Here is a 16750-nt window from a genome sequence, read left to right on the forward strand (position 1 = left end):
AGAATACAATTACACTAAAAAATTATCATATATTTTTAAGGCAGTCAACCACTTTCAGAGTTTTTAAAAACCGCAAAAATTCTTTTATTTAAAATGAAATTATAAAAACTAATGTTATTTAAAATCTAACGCAAGCAATTAATTTCATTGATAATTTTTTATCAAGAAAGCGTTGACATAACGGAAATGAATGTGTTATTTTTGAGATACATGAAGTAGGTTTGGAGGAAACCCATATGAATATCAATACAAAAATTCTACACGATTACCCAGTCATCGACCCAGTTACAGGCGCATCGTCGATACCTAAATATCAAACTTCCACGTTTCATCAAAAAAATGTCTTCACTCACACAGGTTTTAGTTACACTCGTTTTGGTAACCCTACTGTCGAAGCGGCGGAAAAATGTATTGCTTCATTAGAAAACGCGCAGTTCGGTTTAGCCTTTTCATCAGGAATGGCTGCTATTAACGCTGTCCTGTTCCTTTTATCCAAAGGAGATCATTTAGTACTAGGTAAAAATATTTATGGTGGAACCTTCCAAAGCATCCATCTTTTCTTAGCTCGTTTCGGGATCGATTGCACTTTTGTTGATGAAACGGATATTGATTCTTGGCAAAAAGCGATTAAAAAAGAAACAAAAATGTTTTACATTGAAACTCCTTCCAATCCATTATTAACAATCACTGATATAAAGAAAGTGACTGAATTGGCTAACGAGTATCAGATCTTAACAGTTGCAGATAATACATTTATGACACCCATTTCACAACATCCTTTAGATTTAGGTGTTGATATCGTGATACATAGTGCAACAAAGTTTATCAATGGACATAGTGACGTTGTTGCAGGTTTGGTCGCTACAAATAACGAGGAGCTGTATCAGCAATTAAAGGAACATCAAAAAGCACTGGGCGGGATTTTGGGTCCTGAAGATGCTTGGCTACTATTGCGCGGCGTTAAAACGCTGGGGTTAAGAATGGAAAAATCAGTTCGAAACGCTAGTGAATTAGCTAACTTTCTCGTCAATCATCCGAAAGTAACAAACGTTTATTATCCTGGTCTTGAACAGCATGCTGGACATTCGATCCATCAAAAACAATGCGAAGACTGTGGTGCTATTTTGTCATTTGAAGTAGATTCAGTTAAGCAAATTGAAACCTTATTCACACACTGTCGTGTACCAATCGTCGCTGTCAGTCTCGGAGGTGTGGAATCCATCCTTTCTTATCCTTGGGCGATGTCTCATGCCAGTATGCCTGAAAAGGATCGATTAGCGATGGGTGTCACTGAAACTTTAGTTCGGCTTTCATGCGGGATCGAAGATGTAGAAGATTTGATCGCTGATCTTGATGATGCGTTAAATGCTATGTAGTTTCACTCACTATCTGATATTCATGGTGAGTTCTATCATCGAAAATAAGCCGGATAATCCCCAAATAGTTCCTCCTATTTGGGATTATCCGGCTTATTTCTTAGAGTTAGACACTTCCGACATGCCTTCTTTTTCATCAAATTTTTTTATTCCATCATTGGTAAAAATTTCAGAACTGTTTTATTTAGGCTGTAAAAGTTCTCTTAACCAACTGTTGGCTAACATGGACTAATATCTTATTGTTCTAATAAATACCGATCGTAATTCTCGATTTTCTTATGTAATCGTGTTAAACACTCTTGCATCTCATCGATCTTTTGAATCAAATGCTGTCTTTCTGTCATCAATAATTGCTTCCTAGCAGCAATTGTCTGGTCTCCTTGCTTACACAATTTATTGTATTCGATCAACGACTCAATGGATAAACCAGCATTTCTCATACAAATTGTAAAATCTACCCAGTTGAGGTCTTCTTCTGTATAATCACGGATTCCACCTTTCGTGCGATGTACAGGCGGAATGAGACCAATTTTCTCATAATAACGCAATGTATCGGGCGAGATCCCTTTCGCTTCGCTCACTTGTTTGATGTTCATAGTTGATATCCCCTTTTTTCTGCTCCATCTCGTTCATAATTGACTAGCCTAACATTTATCTGCTTGGCCAAAACCAATAAACGAATGGAGATTTATGCATGATCATCGTCGCATTTGAAACAACGTACAAAAAATGATCTAGTCTTTCGGCTCTCACTATAAGGGATTTTTCTCAAAAAAGCTAGCAGACCTAAAAAATTCGAGAAGTAACGAACCATACAGCTCCTGTTACTCCTACGAATTTTCTCTTATCATTCACTCGTACATCAAGATGTGGATTTTATTCTTTGTACACGAAATGCTTGATTCTTTGCTAAATAAAACGGGCGTAAGTATGCAACCGTATTGGAAAGCGGTAAAATGTCTTTACTTAAATCAATGTTTAGCACTTCTTTCAAATACGTTTGACGAATCATAATGCGTTGCCATAATTCTGGATACTTTTCTTTGATTTTTCCTTGCAGTGCCTCATCAGCTAGTACCACACATTCTTCCGCACTAACACCTGTATAACCCGGAACTGAAGGAATGATATCTAGTTGAAAAATCATCCCACTTTCAAGTATTTCTTGCGACTCTTGATAAATAGGTGAAGCTAACCACTCTTCATCTGCTGTCAAGTGACCAGGATTTAAATGCCAATGGAACTGTTTTTTTGGTAAAACAGTCTCAACTAGTTGATAAACTTCTTCGCCTCTCATCCCCACTTTGATTGTTTCTAACCAATGAACAATTGCTTGAAAATAAGGTTTAGCCACTTTTTCTAAATAATCCGCTTGCTCTGATGGAAGTTGTTTTTCATGTTCGATGACAAACCCGGTTCTGCTAGATAGACCACCTTTAAACCCGGTAGTTAATGACAACGCATCGCCAAGCTTAATTGTTTTATCGGTTGGGTAAAGATTAGCATATTCGAAACGTTGCCCTGTCGCAGCAATTGTTACTACCGTGTTCGGTTGTCCTTTTCCATTTAACAATGCTCCAATTTCAGACTCTTTTACACCTACTTCAATCTTGTTTAGTGCTTGTAACATGCAACTAGAAGCTAGATTGGCACCAAATTCATAATGAGCGATCTCATTGGCATTATTTGTTCTCCGTATTCCTTTTTCCCCGATCAACAGCGAACTAGCATTTAGTAGTTCAGTCGTTTCACCTTTTGCTTTTTCGATTGCTTCAATAATAAAGTGAGGAACATCGAATAGCTTGGTCGCTTCTTTCTTCCGTGTAGTAAACATTTTCCAACCAACTACCCCGATTTTTTTCTTTTCAACGAACCCTAACGAGGTAAATAATTGTTCTAAAGGTTGTTCGTGATCCATTGGTTGATTCGGCAATGAAAAAGGTGGATAATGAACCAATTCTGATTGGATTCGTGCATGTTTACATAGTTTTAGATTTTCATTTCCCAAAATCAAGGTACTTTTTCCACTATCTTCCATAACAAATAATCCTTCTTCAAACCGTGGAATAAATCCCGTAAAATATTCAAAATTGCTACCATGCTCACGATCTGCATAAATGATTAGTGTGTCAATCGCTTCTTCTCTCATCCTTTGTATCATTCGTTTTTTTCTCATTTCAATCGTTTCATCTGTTAAAAAAACCGGTGAGACATCTGCAAATGTTTTCGGCTCAGTCAACACATCTAAAATTACATTTTTCTTTTCCATACTTACTCCTTTATTGATCTAATATAAGACATTCCACCTGATTATTTATCAAAGCTTGTTGCAACTGCTTGCTGGGAGGTTGATCTGTTACTAGAAAATCAATCTCTTTTAAATCACAAACCTTAAAAAAACCGGTTTTATCCATTTTTGTATGATCTGCTAAAGCAACCACCGTTTTTGCCTGTTTGACCATTTGGCGTTTGACAAGTCCTTCTTCTTCCGTATGGATGAATATCCCCTCAGACGATAAAGCAAAAACACCTAAAAATGTATAGTCTACACTGTATTGTTTTAATTTCTCAATAGTATCTGCGCCATGTAAAAAAAGTTGTGTTTTGTGCAATTTTCCCGGCAATAGCGTAATCGTAGTTGCTGACCTTTTTGCCAACAGCATCGCATGAGTCAAAGAATTAGTGATAGCTGTCAAAGGTTTCATCCCTATTTGATTGATCACACTTTCTACAGTAGTGGAGGAATCGAAAATAACCGATGAATTGTCTTTAATGATAGCTGCAGCGGTTTTTCCTAACTGAAGTTTCACTCCATTTAATTTAGTTGAACGTTGCTCATAATCAAAAATAGTTGCTTCTCTTTCTAATAAAATCGCTCCGCCGTGTGTTCTGCGAACTATATTTTTTTCTTCTAACTTCATTAAATCACGCCTGATCGTGTCTTTAGATACTTCCAGCTGTTCTGCTAAGTCATCAATCGCAGCATTTTGTTTTTCTTTCATGATTTTGATTATTTTTTTCAAACGAATTTCCCTCAGCATGAAACCGCCTCCCTTAAGTCACTTTACTACAGTTTGCAACACTTTGCAATATTTTGCAATTTATCGCATTTTGTCGCAAAAAAATCGCCAAATGCAATCAAATGATTTGTGCTATAATAAGCAGACAACGATGATTCCGTTACTGATATGAAAAAATCTTATATAGGAAAGTAGATGAATCTATGAAAATCGTTCCTCCAAAAATTTCTCCCACATTACCACTTAAGCCCTTTTCTACAATCTATTCCGAAGAGGAACCAATGCTTGAAATGTGCAAAGTAGTCAATGACGAAGCAATCGAAGCATTTTTCGATCGTCCACGTTTTTACAATATGGAATTTGATCACTGTCAATTTACAAATAGCGATTTTAGTCAGGTCGAGTTCGTAGATGTTCGCTTTACAAATTGTGATCTTTCCAACGTCAATATGACAAAAGCCTCTATCCACCGAGTAGAATTTATCAATTGCAAACTACTTGGGACAACCTTTCAAGAATCAACGATTAAAAACGTTACTTTTAAAGATTGTCTAATCAATCTAGCTGCTTTTGGCTATGCTAAAATGGAGAATAATCAATTTTGCCATTGTTCACTGGAAAACGCCGATCTTTATCATTGTCACTTCAAAGGAATCATTTTTGACAATTGCGAATTGAACGAAGCGAATTTTCAGCAAACCTCTTTAAAAGGCGTTGATTTAAGCTCCTCTAATTTTGAAACATTAAGCATTACGATCAATGAATTAAAAGGTTGCCAGGTCTCAACCTACCAGGCCTTAAAATTCTCTACATTGTTAGGTCTAATTATAAAAGAGTAAGTGAATAACCTAGGTTTAATTCCCTAGAAGTAATATGATGAACACCATAAAAAGGTCATGAAAGATACAGTAAGCTCTGGTTTGTTCGGAGCTATTTGTTTCTTTCATGACCTTTTTGAACTATCTTTCTTGGATCTAATACTTATTAAACAGACTTCACTGTTTCATCTTTATGTTTACGAGCGGTAATCACGTAAACGATAACCAACACCAATTTCAGTAATGATATATTCAGGCTTCAACGTATTTGTTTCAATTTTTTTGCGGATATTTGACATATTGACTCGCAAAATTTGGGAATCTTCGCTGTATGGTCCCCATACTTGGGTCATTAATGTTTGGTAAGTGACTACTTTACCAATCTGCTCAAATAAACATTTAAGTAATCGATATTCATTTTTTGTTAAATGGATTTCTTGGTCATTTTTATAAACCAACTGCTTATCAAAATCGATTTTTAATGCATTATTTACTACGATCAACGTCTGTTCTTCTTTGGTTTTCTTATGGCGTAAAGCTGTTCTTATACGAGCTAGAAGTTCGTTAGTCCCGAAAGGTTTGGTGACGTAATCATCTGCTCCTAAATCAAGGGCGGCTACTTTTTCATTTTCGTCCTTTCGTGCAGAGATCACCACGATCGGAAGATCCATCCGTTTCCTCAATATTTTCAAGAGATCCATTCCATCAATATCCGGTAAACCTAGATCAAGTAAAATGACATCAAATGTTTCTGCCTGTAAAGCAGTTAAAGCTTCCATCCCATTTGCTGCTACCGTTAATCTATATTGTTCTCGCTCAAAAACCACTTCCATGAAGTCGGTAATATTGGGATCATCTTCAATCAATAAGATCATCTTATTCATAAAAAACTCCTTACTTTAAATAGATTCGGACAATCGTTTCCCCATTATCGGCAATCATCTCCATTTGTCCGTTATGAGCACGAATGATCGTGTTGACAATACTTAAACCAATTCCCAATCCGTTTTTAGAATCAACAGGCACCTCATTTGGTTGAGTCAGATTATTTTGGATTTTTTGAAATTGTTCGATAGGAATCTCACCCTTATTTCTAATCTCAATCCTCGTTTCTTCTCCATTTTGGCTCACAGTCAATCGTACAGGTTGCTGTTTTTCACCGTGTCTCAAAGCATTCTCAATCAAATTGAACAAAGCTTGTTCAATTAAAATAGGATCTGCTTGGATGAATAGCATGTTTTCTGGTAATACGACATCTAATTGGCTATCTGGATACACTTTTTTCAAATGACTATACACAGCTTCGATAATTTCTTCAATCGGTTCCGCTGATTTATTCACTTTCATTGTATTCATATTGATCCGTGTAATCGATAATAAATTTTCCACCATCCGAATCAACCATTGGGACTCATCTTGAATGTCTTGCAATAATTTTTGTTGGGTTTCTTTCGATACACTTTTTTCATTGTTTAATGTCTCTGCAATCCCTGAAATTGCCGTTAATGGTGTCCGCAAATCATGTGAGACCGCTCGGAGCAAATTACTGCGGACTCTTTCTCGTTCATTCTCAAGTTCGATTTGCTCTTTCTCATTTTTCAATTGATTTTGTTCCAGAATCGTTGCCAGTTGTGTAATGAGCAACTTTAAATAGTTTAGTTGATCATTTTGTAAATCGTGGGAATGACTTCGTTCCATTCCTAAAACAGCTACGACTTTTCCATTAGTAAGGATCGGTAAGTAGAATCCTTTTGCTCCTCCGAGGGTATCGGTTCCATTTCCTGCTTCCTGTTGATTTTTTGCTGTCCAAACAGCTACTGCAATTTCTTCACTGATATTAAGTCTTGATTTTTTCCGATCGACACGATGCACACTTTTCACTTGTCCTTCAGAATCAAAGAGAACCACTTCCCGATCTAACAAACGTGAAAGATACGTCGCAGTAATATCAAAAATTTGTTGTTGATCTTGTGCTAACACATATTGTTTATTCAATTCATAAAGAATTTCCATTTGATGCTCTTTTTCCATAGAATAAACTGCTTGTTTTTTTAACCGCACCATTAAGTTACTAATCATCAGAGCAACTAAAAACATGATCAAAAGAGTGAACGGATAGCCTTGTTTGTAGACTGTCAATGAATAAAGCGGTTCAACAAAAAACCAATTGAACGATAGTACACTAAGGATTGATGCTAAAGCGCTCCAAAAATAACCGGAAGTCATCCGAGCGACTAATAAGACAAAAAAGAGATAGATCAACATCAGATTTTGATCACCGACGTTCAAATACTGCATCAACTCAGTAATTAAAGTGGCACAAAAAACAGCACCTAATGCATACCCTAGATCTTTCCCGCCGCCTTCAATGATTTTTCTTGTATGAAATAAAAAAGACGGTCTAGTTTCTTGAAATGGGATCAAATGGATCTCTGTATCATTCAATCGCTTCAGCAATCGGTTTTCAAACGATTCTAAAAATAATCGTTCATACCATGGTTGTCGTAGATTCTTTCCCATGATGATATCTGTGATACCAGTCATTTTAGCGTATTCAACGATCGTTTCAAAGCTTCCTTCTTCTTCCATACTGATCACTTCTCCACCAAGTTTGTCAGCAAGTGGTAAGTTTGTCGGCGTGTCTTCATGTGAACGAATCTGAATAACGACCCATTGCGCACCTAAGCCCTGCGCTAATCTTGCAGTCCAACGAATACACTTTTCTGCCATTTTAGGAAAATCGTCATTAACAATAGTCAACAACTTGCTTTGAATTCGATTGGTTTGACTACTAACTTGATTGATATGATCGGAAGCTCTTTGGATCGCTAAACCTCTCAGATGGTTCAACTTTTGTGGGGTAAAAAAATTTTTTAAGGCTCGTTTTGCATTTTCGTTGGTATAGATCTTTCCTTCTTCTAACCGTAAGATCAATTCTTCCGGCTCAACATCGATCACTTTCAAAGATGCTTGTTGAAAGAAAGTGTCTGGCACGGTTTCTTTTACTTCCACACCTGTTACATTAACAACAACATCATTCAAACTTTCGATATGTTGCACATTAATCGTTGTAAAAACGTTGATTCCAGCATTCAGTAACTCTGCCACGTCTTGGTAACGTTTCTTATTTCTTGAACCATGCGCATTGGTGTGTGCTAATTCATCGATCAAAACTACTTCGGGCTTTCGCTTGATCAAGCGATCAATATCAGGTTCAAATAAAGTGATTGATTTGTAATTGATTTCTTTGGGTGGGATCTGAGGCATACCTTCGAGTAGTTGATTCGTTTCTGGTCGATCATGAGGCTCAATATAGCCAATCACGACATCTTTACCTAAGGCAAATAATTCTCTAGCTTCTAAGAGCATCGCATACGTTTTACCGACACCAGCCGCAAAACCAAAGAATACTCTTAATTTACCTTTCTTCCCTTGCTGTCTTTGCATAAAATCTTCTGATACACTCGATAACGACATCCTTTCCCCCTCCAACTTATCCTTTATGTAAGTCTGAGCCATTTTCCGATTGGCTAAAACCAATCAAGAAAATGGCTAGAACCGATTATGAATCAGACATCTGATCTAACGAAAGATTCAATTGTAATACATTAACGTATTTGCGATCTGAAAACCAATCCTTATGGCTGTTTTTTTCTATTATAGCATAGATATCCGCTTCTTTAAGACCTCGCTCTTGAGCGATTTTTGACACTTGAAAATTGGCTGCTTCCACACTGATATCCGGGTCTACACCACTTGCCGAAGCAGTCACTAGATCCACCGGAACTTCTTTTTGCGCTGGGTTTTCTTGAAGTTGTTTTTTCGTTCTCTGTTCCACACGTGAAGCCTGTTCCTTGGATACCGGTGACAGTTGGCTAACTTTTTCATTCCGTCCAGAAAAATAGCGAGTTGATTCAAAAGGTTGCCCAATCAACTTCGAACCTATGACTTTCCCATCATTGGTAACTTGGCTACCATTAGCTTGTTCATTGAAAAAAAGTTGACCGACCCCGGTAACTAGTAATGTATAACCCCCTCCAAAAACAAGTAAACTTAACAATAAAAAACGAATACTTCCCATAACTGTTTTTCGCATCACTTTTCTCCTTTACAAAATCACGAATGATAAAATGACATCAATCAGTTTGATAAAAATAAATGGTGCAATGACTCCTCCTAATCCATAGACAAGTAGATTATGTCGCAGGATTTGACTAGCTGGTTTTTCCTGGTAAGCAACACCTTTCAACGCTAACGGGATCAATGCCACAATCACCACCGCATTATAAATGACCGCAGATAAAATAGCTGTTAAAGGCGTACTAAGTCCCATGATGTTCAATTGATCTAATTGTGGATAGATGCTATAGAACAAGACTGGGATCACCGCAAAATATTTAGCAACATCATTGGCAATACTAAAGGTCGTTAACGCTCCACGAGTCATCAATAGTTGTTTGCCGATTTGAACTACTTGCAGGAGCTTAGTAGGGCTTGAATCTAAGTCGATCATGTTCCCTGCTTCTTTGGCAGCCTGGGTTCCTGTATTCATTGCCATCGCTACATCAGCTTGTGCTAATGCCGGAGCATCATTCGTTCCATCACCCGTCATTGCTACAAGGTGACCTTTTTCTTGGTACTCACGGATTAATTCCATTTTGTTTTCTGGTGTTGCTTCTGCCAAAAAGTCATCAACGCCCGCTTCTGCTGCAATCGCTGCCGCCGTCATGGGATTATCCCCTGTGATCATGATCGTTTTGATCCCCATTTTCCGCATATCCGCAAATTTTTCTTTCACACCATTTTTTACAATGTCTTTGAGATAAACGACACCTAAAACTTGGTAATTTTTGACAACTACTAATGGGGTTCCCCCTGCACGTGCGATTTGAGCCACTAATTGATCGCATTCTTCAGGATAGGTATGTCCATTTGCTTCCACGTATTTTTTCATAGTGTCAGCCGCGCCTTTACGAATTTCGTCCCCGCGATAATCGATCCCGCTCATTCTTGTTTTGGCACTAAAATCAATAAATTTCACCTCAGATTGCTGAAATTCACGTTCCCGTAGATTGAATCGTTCTTTGGCTAAAATCACAATGCTTCTGCCTTCTGCTGTTTCATCTGCCAAAGAGGAAAGTTGGGCAGCATCCGCCAGTTCTCGTTCACTCACTTGATGAACTGGTAAAAATTCACTTGCACGTCGATTGCCCAGCGTAATCGTTCCTGTTTTATCCAATAATAAGACATCGACGTCTCCTGCCGCTTCGATTGCTCGACCACTCATGGCAATGACATTTTCTTTTGTCAATCGACTCATACCAGCAATACCGATCGAAGAGATCAACGCACCAATTGTCGTGGGTGCTAAACAAATCAATAACGCAATCACAATGATTAAAGAAAGCGGGCCACCTTTTCCTGCCAGCAGACTACTAAAGTGAGTAAACGGGATCAGCGTAATCGAAACTGTTAAGAAAATGATCGTCAAAGTGATCAAAAAGATTTGCAGCCCGATTTCATTGGGTGTTTTTTTTCGTTGGGTGCCTTCCACCATCGCAATCATTTTATCTAAAAATGATTGCCCGTTTTCGGAAGTGACCCGTATCACTAAATAATCAGAGACGACTGTCGTTCCTCCTGTCACAGCGCTTCGATCCCCTCCGGATTCCCGAATGACTGGTGCTGATTCTCCAGTAATGGCACTTTCATCGACGGAGGCAGCCCCTTCAATAACGTCCCCGTCTGCTGGGATTTGTTCACCTGCCTGGACATAAACCAGATCGCCTTTTTTCAAATCAGAAGAACGGATCTCAATAAAGTTTTTTTCTTGCACATCTTCTAAACGGGTGATCTTATAGGTCATTACTTCTTTCTTCGCTTGCTTCAAACTATCCGCTTGTGCCTTCCCACGACCTTCAGCAACGGCTTCAGCAAAATTGGCAAATAATAGAGTCAACCATAAGAAAACCGTAATAGCAAGACTAAACCATAACGGTACATCCATCGGGTAAAAACACAAAATGGTTGTCAAAATCGCGCCTAAATAGACAACAAACATGACTGGGTTTCTTAATTGCTGTCGTGGGTCCAACTTCTTGAACGATTGACCCACAGCCCATAAATAGATTTTTTTCATTTTTCTCACTCACTTTACTGTAAAATACTCAGCAATTGGTCCTAAGGCTAATGCTGGTAAGAAACTCAAGGCGCCGATCACTAAAATGACAATAATCAACATCGTAACAAACGTTGGACTGACGGTTGATAATGTCCCTGGACTCAACGCTGCTTTTTTCTTATTCCCCATGTTTTCTGCTAGGAATAAAATCGCAACGATCGGTAGATATCTGGAAAGCAGCATCAAGAAACTGCCTAAATAGTTAATAAACGGCGTATCTGCTAATAGACCTCCAAATGAACTCCCATTATTATTTGCTAAGGAAGTTGCACCATATAATAATTCACTAAATCCATGAGGTCCTTCATTAGTTAACCAAGTGAAGACTTCACTGTGGCTGATCAAGGCCATAGCTCCAAAGAGGGTCAACATTAAAGGAGTCAAAATAACTAAACTAGCCATCTTGATGTCAAACGCTTCAATTTTTTTCCCTAAATATTCGGGCGTACGACCAACTAATAAACCAGCAATAAAAACGGCTAACAAAAGAAAAGCAAGCATGCCGTATAGTCCACTACCAATCCCACCAAAAATAATCTCTCCTAATTGCATCAAAAAGAGTGGGATCGCTCCACCTAAGGGCGTAAAACTATCTAACATCGCATTGACCGAACCATTAGAAGCAGCAGTCGTGCTGACAGCCCATAAACTTGACCATCCCACACCGAAACGAACTTCTTTTCCTTCCATGTTGGCCGAACCTAACACTTGAGTAAAGTTTGGTCCATAATATTCATTAACTGTTACCCCGATAAACGCTAATAGAACAAAAGTGGTTGCAACGATCAAGATCGTCCGCCCTTGTTTCCATTCTTTTACCCAAAAACCTAGTGTAAAAATCAATGCAGCAGGAATAAGCAAAATGGCAATATTTTCCAAAAAATTCGCTAAAATCGTTGGATTCTCAAAAGGATAAGCTGAATTTGCTCCAAAAAAACCACCACCGTTCGTTCCTAACTGCTTGATAGCTACTTGGCTTGCTACTGGTCCTAGATACAACCACAAATCTTTTCCTTCTAATCCTTGATAAGCTAGCCCTGATTGAAACGTTTGGATCGTTCCTTGAGAGATCAATAAGATGGCTAAAACGATGGAAAGCGGCAATAAGATATAGACTAGACCTCTGGTTAAATCTTGCCAAAAATTCCCTAGCCGTTTATTTTTCACTTGAGTCAAACCTCTTAATAAGGCAATCAAAACTGCTAAACCAACACCTGCAGATACAAAATTTTGAACTGTTAAGCCAAACATTTGCGAAAAATTCGATAAGGTAGTTTCCCCAGCATAGGCTTGCCAATTAGTATTCGTTACAAAGCTAACTGCCGTATTGAGGGCTAATGGGAAAGAAAGATTTTTAACTGTATTCCCTCCCGGCAACCATTCTTGTGTCATTAACAGACCAATCAGTAAAATGAGCGAAAAAAGGCTTAATGACAATACACTAAAAATGTAGCGTTTCGCCGTCATTTCTTTCTGACTTACTGGTCCGATTATTTTATAAAATAGTTTTTCAACGGGTTGCAAAAATCGTACACCTTTAGGTATGTTATTTTGCATGATTTGTTTAATATACCACCCAAGAGGTAACGCTAGAATTAGTAACACAAATAAAAAAAACAATCCTTGATAAATGATACTACTCATAACTCTTCCCCCTTAAATAAAAACCAGAAAAGATAAATCATTAATAAAGCACTAATCAAACCAAATATAATCATCATTTTTCCTCTCTCCTTTATGATTTGATCATACAAAAAAAGATATAAAGATAGTGTGAAACTTTAAATCGTTTCTTTACACTATCTTTATATCTCTTGATTATTTATTCTTGTCTATTTTTCTCCATTATAAAAATAGAAGAAGCGTTTCAAAAAATGTTCATTCAGTAAAGTTGCCCGCTATGTTTATACCCTCCGAACAAATGGTATTCATAGCCTTTTTTATAACGCTACTGGTGTTGCAGTTTCTTTCAGCACTTGGTTGAGTTGTTGGATTTTTTTACTTCCTTCTTCGTTCATCCACGTCATCGCCGCTTCTTTTCCGTGTTTGACAAAAGTTTCTACCCCAGCACTCCACGTTGCCCGACCACAAAGAACCCCATTGAAGGTCGATCCTGCTGTCTTGGCAAAACGTAGTGTTTCATAAAATAATTCTGCTTCGACACCGGCACTTAAAAAGATATAAGGCAAATGGGTAGCAGCAGCTTGTTCTTGGAAAAATTTCGCTGCTTCTTCTTTCGTATGTACGAAATCCGTTTGACCATATCCTTCTACATAGTGCATGTTGACAGGAACTTCCACTTTCAAGACATCGACATTGAATCGCTCTTCAGAAAATTTCTCCATCATTTTTATGACTTTACCAGGTTTTTTCATCGCATATTCTTTTGATTGACTATCAGAAATGTTTTGATCATATGAAACTAATTCTAAAAAGAATGGTAAATTTTCTGCCTGACATTCTGAGCCGATCCGTTCGATAAATACCTGTTTTCGCTCATTGATTTCGTCACTTTCATCAACATCATAATAAAGTAAGAATTTACAAGCATCTGCACCTGCCTCTTTTAGATTCTTAACTGAACAAGTAGGTAAAAGATCAGGAAGTCTTCCAGGCACGGTACTATCATATCCCGTTTTTTCATAGGCAAGAAGTAAGCCAGCTTCTTGCGCTTTCGCTTTCGCTGCAGGCAAGCCATACTCCGGGTCTAACAAAATCGCTGACGCATCTTTTGTTAGTTGCGAAGACACGATCATCTTAAATTCTTCCAGCTCTTTAGCACTTGCTTCTTCTCCTTTTGCTTTGGTAAGCATTTTACGTAATGCACCTCGCTGATCAATTGCTAAAGCGGCAAAGATTTGTTCTTTATTCCAGAGTTTTTTTAAATGTTTCATTTTTCCATCCATTGCTTCTATGTCACGCTCCTTTTTAGTCTTCGTATTCGCCCATTTCCCATTTTTTAAGAAATTTGGCAAAAAATTCCGGCTTCTCTTGCGAAGCATTTGTGCTTTCACACTGGTTGATTTTTTCGATCAACTGTTTGTTTTTATCTGTTTCTTGATATTCTGCCTGAATAAAGGCTTCGATGACATCACAAATCAAAAATTCTCCTGTGATTCTGGCACCAAAACCAATGACGTTCGCATTTAGTTGCTCTTTTGCATAGATGGCACTGGTCATGTCACGAACCAACGCACCTCTTACTCCAGGTACTTTATTGACTGCATTGGTAATCCCGACACCTGTTCCACATAAACATACGCCTAAATCAACTTCTTTTTTAACTACTGCTTCTCCAATTTTTTTCCCATATATCGGGTAATGTGTGCGGGTAAAATCATAGGTCCCTACATCCAATACTTCATGCCCTTTTGATTTCAAAAAATCCGCAACTGCTATTTTTGTATCTGTTACGATGTGGTCACATCCAATTGCTATTCTCATTATCTGCTCCTTTCTTAACCCATTTCATTTAACATATCTACACGAATCTGATGACGACCACCACTATAAGATGCGGTCAAAAATCCCTTAACGATATTTAACGCAAGCTCTTTACCAACAATCGCTGCGCCTAAGGTAATCATTCGGGCATCATTATGATCTCTAGTCATATAAGCACTTCTTTCATCCGACACTTCAGCTGCCACGATTCCTTTTATTTTTGTTGCGACCATAAAGCTCCCTGCACCATAACCATCAATAGCGATCCCTAGACTTTCCGGGTGTTCTTTTAAATCTGTTGTGATAGCTAATGTAGATGCAATAAAATCTTCTGCTGGTTGAATACTTTTATCTTCTACTTCAAATCCCTCTTGCACGAGCTTATCTTTTAACCATTCTTTTAATTCCATTCCGTCGCTATCCGCACCAATGACTACTCGCATACTCATTTTTCCTCCTGTTTAGTTTTCTCATTTCTCGCTAGTTTCATTTTTAATCGGTTGATCCAATACTTTTTCTTTGCTGATTTTTTGGTACCAATAAGCACTCTTTTTAGGAAATCGTTGCTGCGTATCAAAATCTACGTAAAATAATCCATAACGTTTATTGTAACCATTCGTCCAAGAAAACATATCCATCAACGACCAAATAAAGTATCCCTCAATTCTCACACCTTGGTCGATCGCCCGTAAAATAGCGGCTAGATGAAGACGAACATAATCGATCCGCTCCTCATCATTGATTTGTCCCGCTTCAAAATGATCCTTACTCCCTAAACCATTTTCTGTTACATAGATTTTTCCATAGTTCGGATAATTCTGTTTGATCAAGAGAAGCATATCTTCCAACCCTTGTGGATAGATCGGCCAATCCCAGTCAGTCGTTGGGATTACAGGATTTGTTACCCTTTCTCCTACACCTTGCAAGGCAAAGATACTACTTCCTTTTTCACCAGTTCCGTTATGTTGGATTTTTGATGTTCCTGTATAGCCTTTTAAAAAATGACTCGCATAATAATTGACTCCTAAAAAATCAATCATTTTTGCTGCTTCTTTTAGATGATCAAAATCTTCTATTTTGAGTTCAAGCTGCGCCCCATTTGCAGATAAGATCTCATTGATCACACGCATCGTTTCTGCTGAGTATTCCCCTTTAAACGTCGCATCCAATAGAAATTGATTCGCCAAGATATGTTCTTTCTTCGCTGACAGGCTATCTTCTCTCTGATCAGTTATCCCGTACTTTGATTCTAAAATATGAACGATCCCGATCTCACCTTGGTAATTAGCTTCCTTGTATTTTTTGACTACGCGAGCGTGGGCAACCATCATGTTGTGCATCGATTGGATCGCTTTACCCAGCTCATATTGATTGTTCGGCGGAAAATGACCGATGATGTATTGACCGGCAACCACTGACCAAGGTTCATTGATCGTGATCCAATGTTTCACTTTGTCCCCGTATTCTTTAAAACAAAATTGCGCAAAATCAACATAATCATCCACCATATTTGCAGACAACCAATCACCATCTTTAAATTGCTTCTCTGGTGTATCAAAATGGTGCAAAGTCACAAACGGCGTGACTCCATTTTTGATACAAGAATCGATCAAACGATGATAAAATTGGACACCGATCGGATCGACCTTCTCCCTCCCACTAGGAAAGATCCTAGACCAGGCAATCGAAATCCGAATGCCATTGATGCCAAACTGATAACATGCTTGTAAGTCTTCTGCATAACGATTATAGAAATCACTTGCTTGACTAGGGTCAAATGTCCCTGTCTTTTTAAGGTAATCATCCCAATAATTTTTCCCACGGTTTCCTACTGAAAGGGCACCCTCAGCTTGATAAGCGGCCGTTGCCGCTCCAAAAATAAAATGTTCTGGAAATTTATTCATCGCATCC

The 16750-nt window shown here is 38.1% G+C and carries 14 protein-coding genes; 2 read left to right on the top strand and 12 right to left on the bottom strand.

The window, feature by feature from the left end; genetic code table 11:
• Positions 1–236: 236 nt before the first annotated feature.
• Positions 237–1376, top strand: coding sequence for a trans-sulfuration enzyme family protein (locus IGK21_RS08610; protein ID WP_034700797.1), 1140 nt, complete (start codon positions 237–239; stop codon positions 1374–1376).
• A 236-nt stretch (positions 1377–1612) separates the two neighbouring features.
• On the opposite strand, the gene IGK21_RS08615 is transcribed toward IGK21_RS08610, so the two are convergent.
• From IGK21_RS08615 to IGK21_RS08625, 3 genes are all read right to left on the bottom strand, one after another.
• Complete coding sequence (locus tag IGK21_RS08615) at positions 1613–1972, bottom strand: MerR family transcriptional regulator (protein WP_010718439.1); 360 nt, start codon at positions 1970–1972, stop codon at positions 1613–1615.
• A gap of 266 nt (positions 1973–2238) precedes the next feature.
• Positions 2239–3645, bottom strand: a complete 1407-nt coding sequence (locus tag IGK21_RS08620) for a M24 family metallopeptidase (protein WP_034700800.1) — start codon at positions 3643–3645, stop codon at positions 2239–2241.
• Between the two features lie 10 nt (positions 3646–3655).
• Positions 3656–4417: a DeoR/GlpR family DNA-binding transcription regulator gene (locus IGK21_RS08625; RefSeq protein ID WP_034700802.1), complete on the bottom strand. Its 762-nt coding sequence runs from the start codon at positions 4415–4417 to the stop codon at positions 3656–3658.
• A 260-nt stretch (positions 4418–4677) separates the two neighbouring features.
• Here IGK21_RS08625 and IGK21_RS08630 point away from each other — a divergent pair, with 260 nt between their 5' ends.
• On the top strand, positions 4678–5235 hold the full coding sequence (locus IGK21_RS08630) for a pentapeptide repeat-containing protein (protein ID WP_232622377.1): 558 nt from the start codon (positions 4678–4680) through the stop codon (positions 5233–5235).
• 176 nt (positions 5236–5411) lie between these two features.
• On the opposite strand, the gene IGK21_RS08635 is transcribed toward IGK21_RS08630, so the two are convergent.
• The 9 genes from IGK21_RS08635 to lacG form a co-directional block, all read right to left on the bottom strand.
• On the bottom strand, positions 5412–6098 hold the full coding sequence (locus tag IGK21_RS08635; protein WP_010718443.1) for a response regulator transcription factor: 687 nt from the start codon (positions 6096–6098) through the stop codon (positions 5412–5414).
• A 10-nt stretch (positions 6099–6108) separates the two neighbouring features.
• On the bottom strand, positions 6109–8691 hold the full coding sequence (locus IGK21_RS08640) for a sensor histidine kinase (protein ID WP_274456562.1): 2583 nt from the start codon (positions 8689–8691) through the stop codon (positions 6109–6111).
• An 85-nt stretch (positions 8692–8776) separates the two neighbouring features.
• Positions 8777–9310, bottom strand: a complete 534-nt coding sequence (locus tag IGK21_RS08645) for a potassium-transporting ATPase subunit C (protein ID WP_034700806.1) — start codon at positions 9308–9310, stop codon at positions 8777–8779.
• A 12-nt stretch (positions 9311–9322) separates the two neighbouring features.
• On the bottom strand, positions 9323–11353 hold the full coding sequence (kdpB, locus tag IGK21_RS08650) for a potassium-transporting ATPase subunit KdpB (protein WP_034700808.1): 2031 nt from the start codon (positions 11351–11353) through the stop codon (positions 9323–9325).
• A 9-nt stretch (positions 11354–11362) separates the two neighbouring features.
• On the bottom strand, positions 11363–13039 hold the full coding sequence (kdpA, locus tag IGK21_RS08655) for a potassium-transporting ATPase subunit KdpA (protein WP_034700810.1): 1677 nt from the start codon (positions 13037–13039) through the stop codon (positions 11363–11365).
• Positions 13040–13335: 296 nt separating this feature from the next.
• Positions 13336–14301, bottom strand: a complete 966-nt coding sequence (gene lacD / locus IGK21_RS08660) for a tagatose-bisphosphate aldolase (protein WP_034700812.1) — start codon at positions 14299–14301, stop codon at positions 13336–13338.
• 22 nt (positions 14302–14323) lie between these two features.
• Positions 14324–14839: a galactose-6-phosphate isomerase subunit LacB gene (gene lacB, locus IGK21_RS08665; RefSeq protein ID WP_010718449.1), complete on the bottom strand. Its 516-nt coding sequence runs from the start codon at positions 14837–14839 to the stop codon at positions 14324–14326.
• A 14-nt stretch (positions 14840–14853) separates the two neighbouring features.
• Positions 14854–15282, bottom strand: coding sequence for a galactose-6-phosphate isomerase subunit LacA (gene lacA / locus IGK21_RS08670; protein ID WP_010718450.1), 429 nt, complete (start codon positions 15280–15282; stop codon positions 14854–14856).
• A gap of 27 nt (positions 15283–15309) precedes the next feature.
• Positions 15310–16743, bottom strand: a complete 1434-nt coding sequence (lacG, locus tag IGK21_RS08675) for a 6-phospho-beta-galactosidase (protein ID WP_034700815.1) — start codon at positions 16741–16743, stop codon at positions 15310–15312.
• Between the last annotated feature and the right edge of the window lie 7 nt (positions 16744–16750).

The sequence above is a fragment of the Enterococcus sp. DIV1421a genome, assembly GCF_051711025.1.
GTDB classification, from domain to species: domain Bacteria; phylum Bacillota; class Bacilli; order Lactobacillales; family Enterococcaceae; genus Enterococcus_B; species Enterococcus_B hirae.

Bases quoted from the DNA above. Each gene is read 5' to 3' on its own strand.
- IGK21_RS08640 (WP_274456562.1), bottom strand. From the start codon at position 8,691: ATGTCGTTATCGAGTGTATCAGAAGATTTTATGCAAAGACAGCAAGGG.
- IGK21_RS08625 (WP_034700802.1), bottom strand. From the start codon at position 4,417: ATGCTGAGGGAAATTCGTTTGAAAAAAATAATCAAAATCATGAAAGAA.
- IGK21_RS08620 (WP_034700800.1), bottom strand. From the start codon at position 3,645: ATGGAAAAGAAAAATGTAATTTTAGATGTGTTGACTGAGCCGAAAACA.
- IGK21_RS08635 (WP_010718443.1), bottom strand. From the start codon at position 6,098: ATGAATAAGATGATCTTATTGATTGAAGATGATCCCAATATTACCGAC.
- IGK21_RS08645 (WP_034700806.1), bottom strand. From the start codon at position 9,310: ATGCGAAAAACAGTTATGGGAAGTATTCGTTTTTTATTGTTAAGTTTA.
- IGK21_RS08610 (WP_034700797.1), top strand. From the start codon at position 237: ATGAATATCAATACAAAAATTCTACACGATTACCCAGTCATCGACCCA.
- lacD (WP_034700812.1), bottom strand. From the start codon at position 14,301: ATGGATGGAAAAATGAAACATTTAAAAAAACTCTGGAATAAAGAACAA.
- kdpB (WP_034700808.1), bottom strand. From the start codon at position 11,353: ATGAAAAAAATCTATTTATGGGCTGTGGGTCAATCGTTCAAGAAGTTG.
- kdpA (WP_034700810.1), bottom strand. From the start codon at position 13,039: ATGAGTAGTATCATTTATCAAGGATTGTTTTTTTTATTTGTGTTACTA.
- IGK21_RS08615 (WP_010718439.1), bottom strand. From the start codon at position 1,972: ATGAACATCAAACAAGTGAGCGAAGCGAAAGGGATCTCGCCCGATACA.
- lacA (WP_010718450.1), bottom strand. From the start codon at position 15,282: ATGCGAGTAGTCATTGGTGCGGATAGCGACGGAATGGAATTAAAAGAA.
- lacG (WP_034700815.1), bottom strand. From the start codon at position 16,743: ATGAATAAATTTCCAGAACATTTTATTTTTGGAGCGGCAACGGCCGCT.
- IGK21_RS08630 (WP_232622377.1), top strand. From the start codon at position 4,678: ATGCTTGAAATGTGCAAAGTAGTCAATGACGAAGCAATCGAAGCATTT.
- lacB (WP_010718449.1), bottom strand. From the start codon at position 14,839: ATGAGAATAGCAATTGGATGTGACCACATCGTAACAGATACAAAAATA.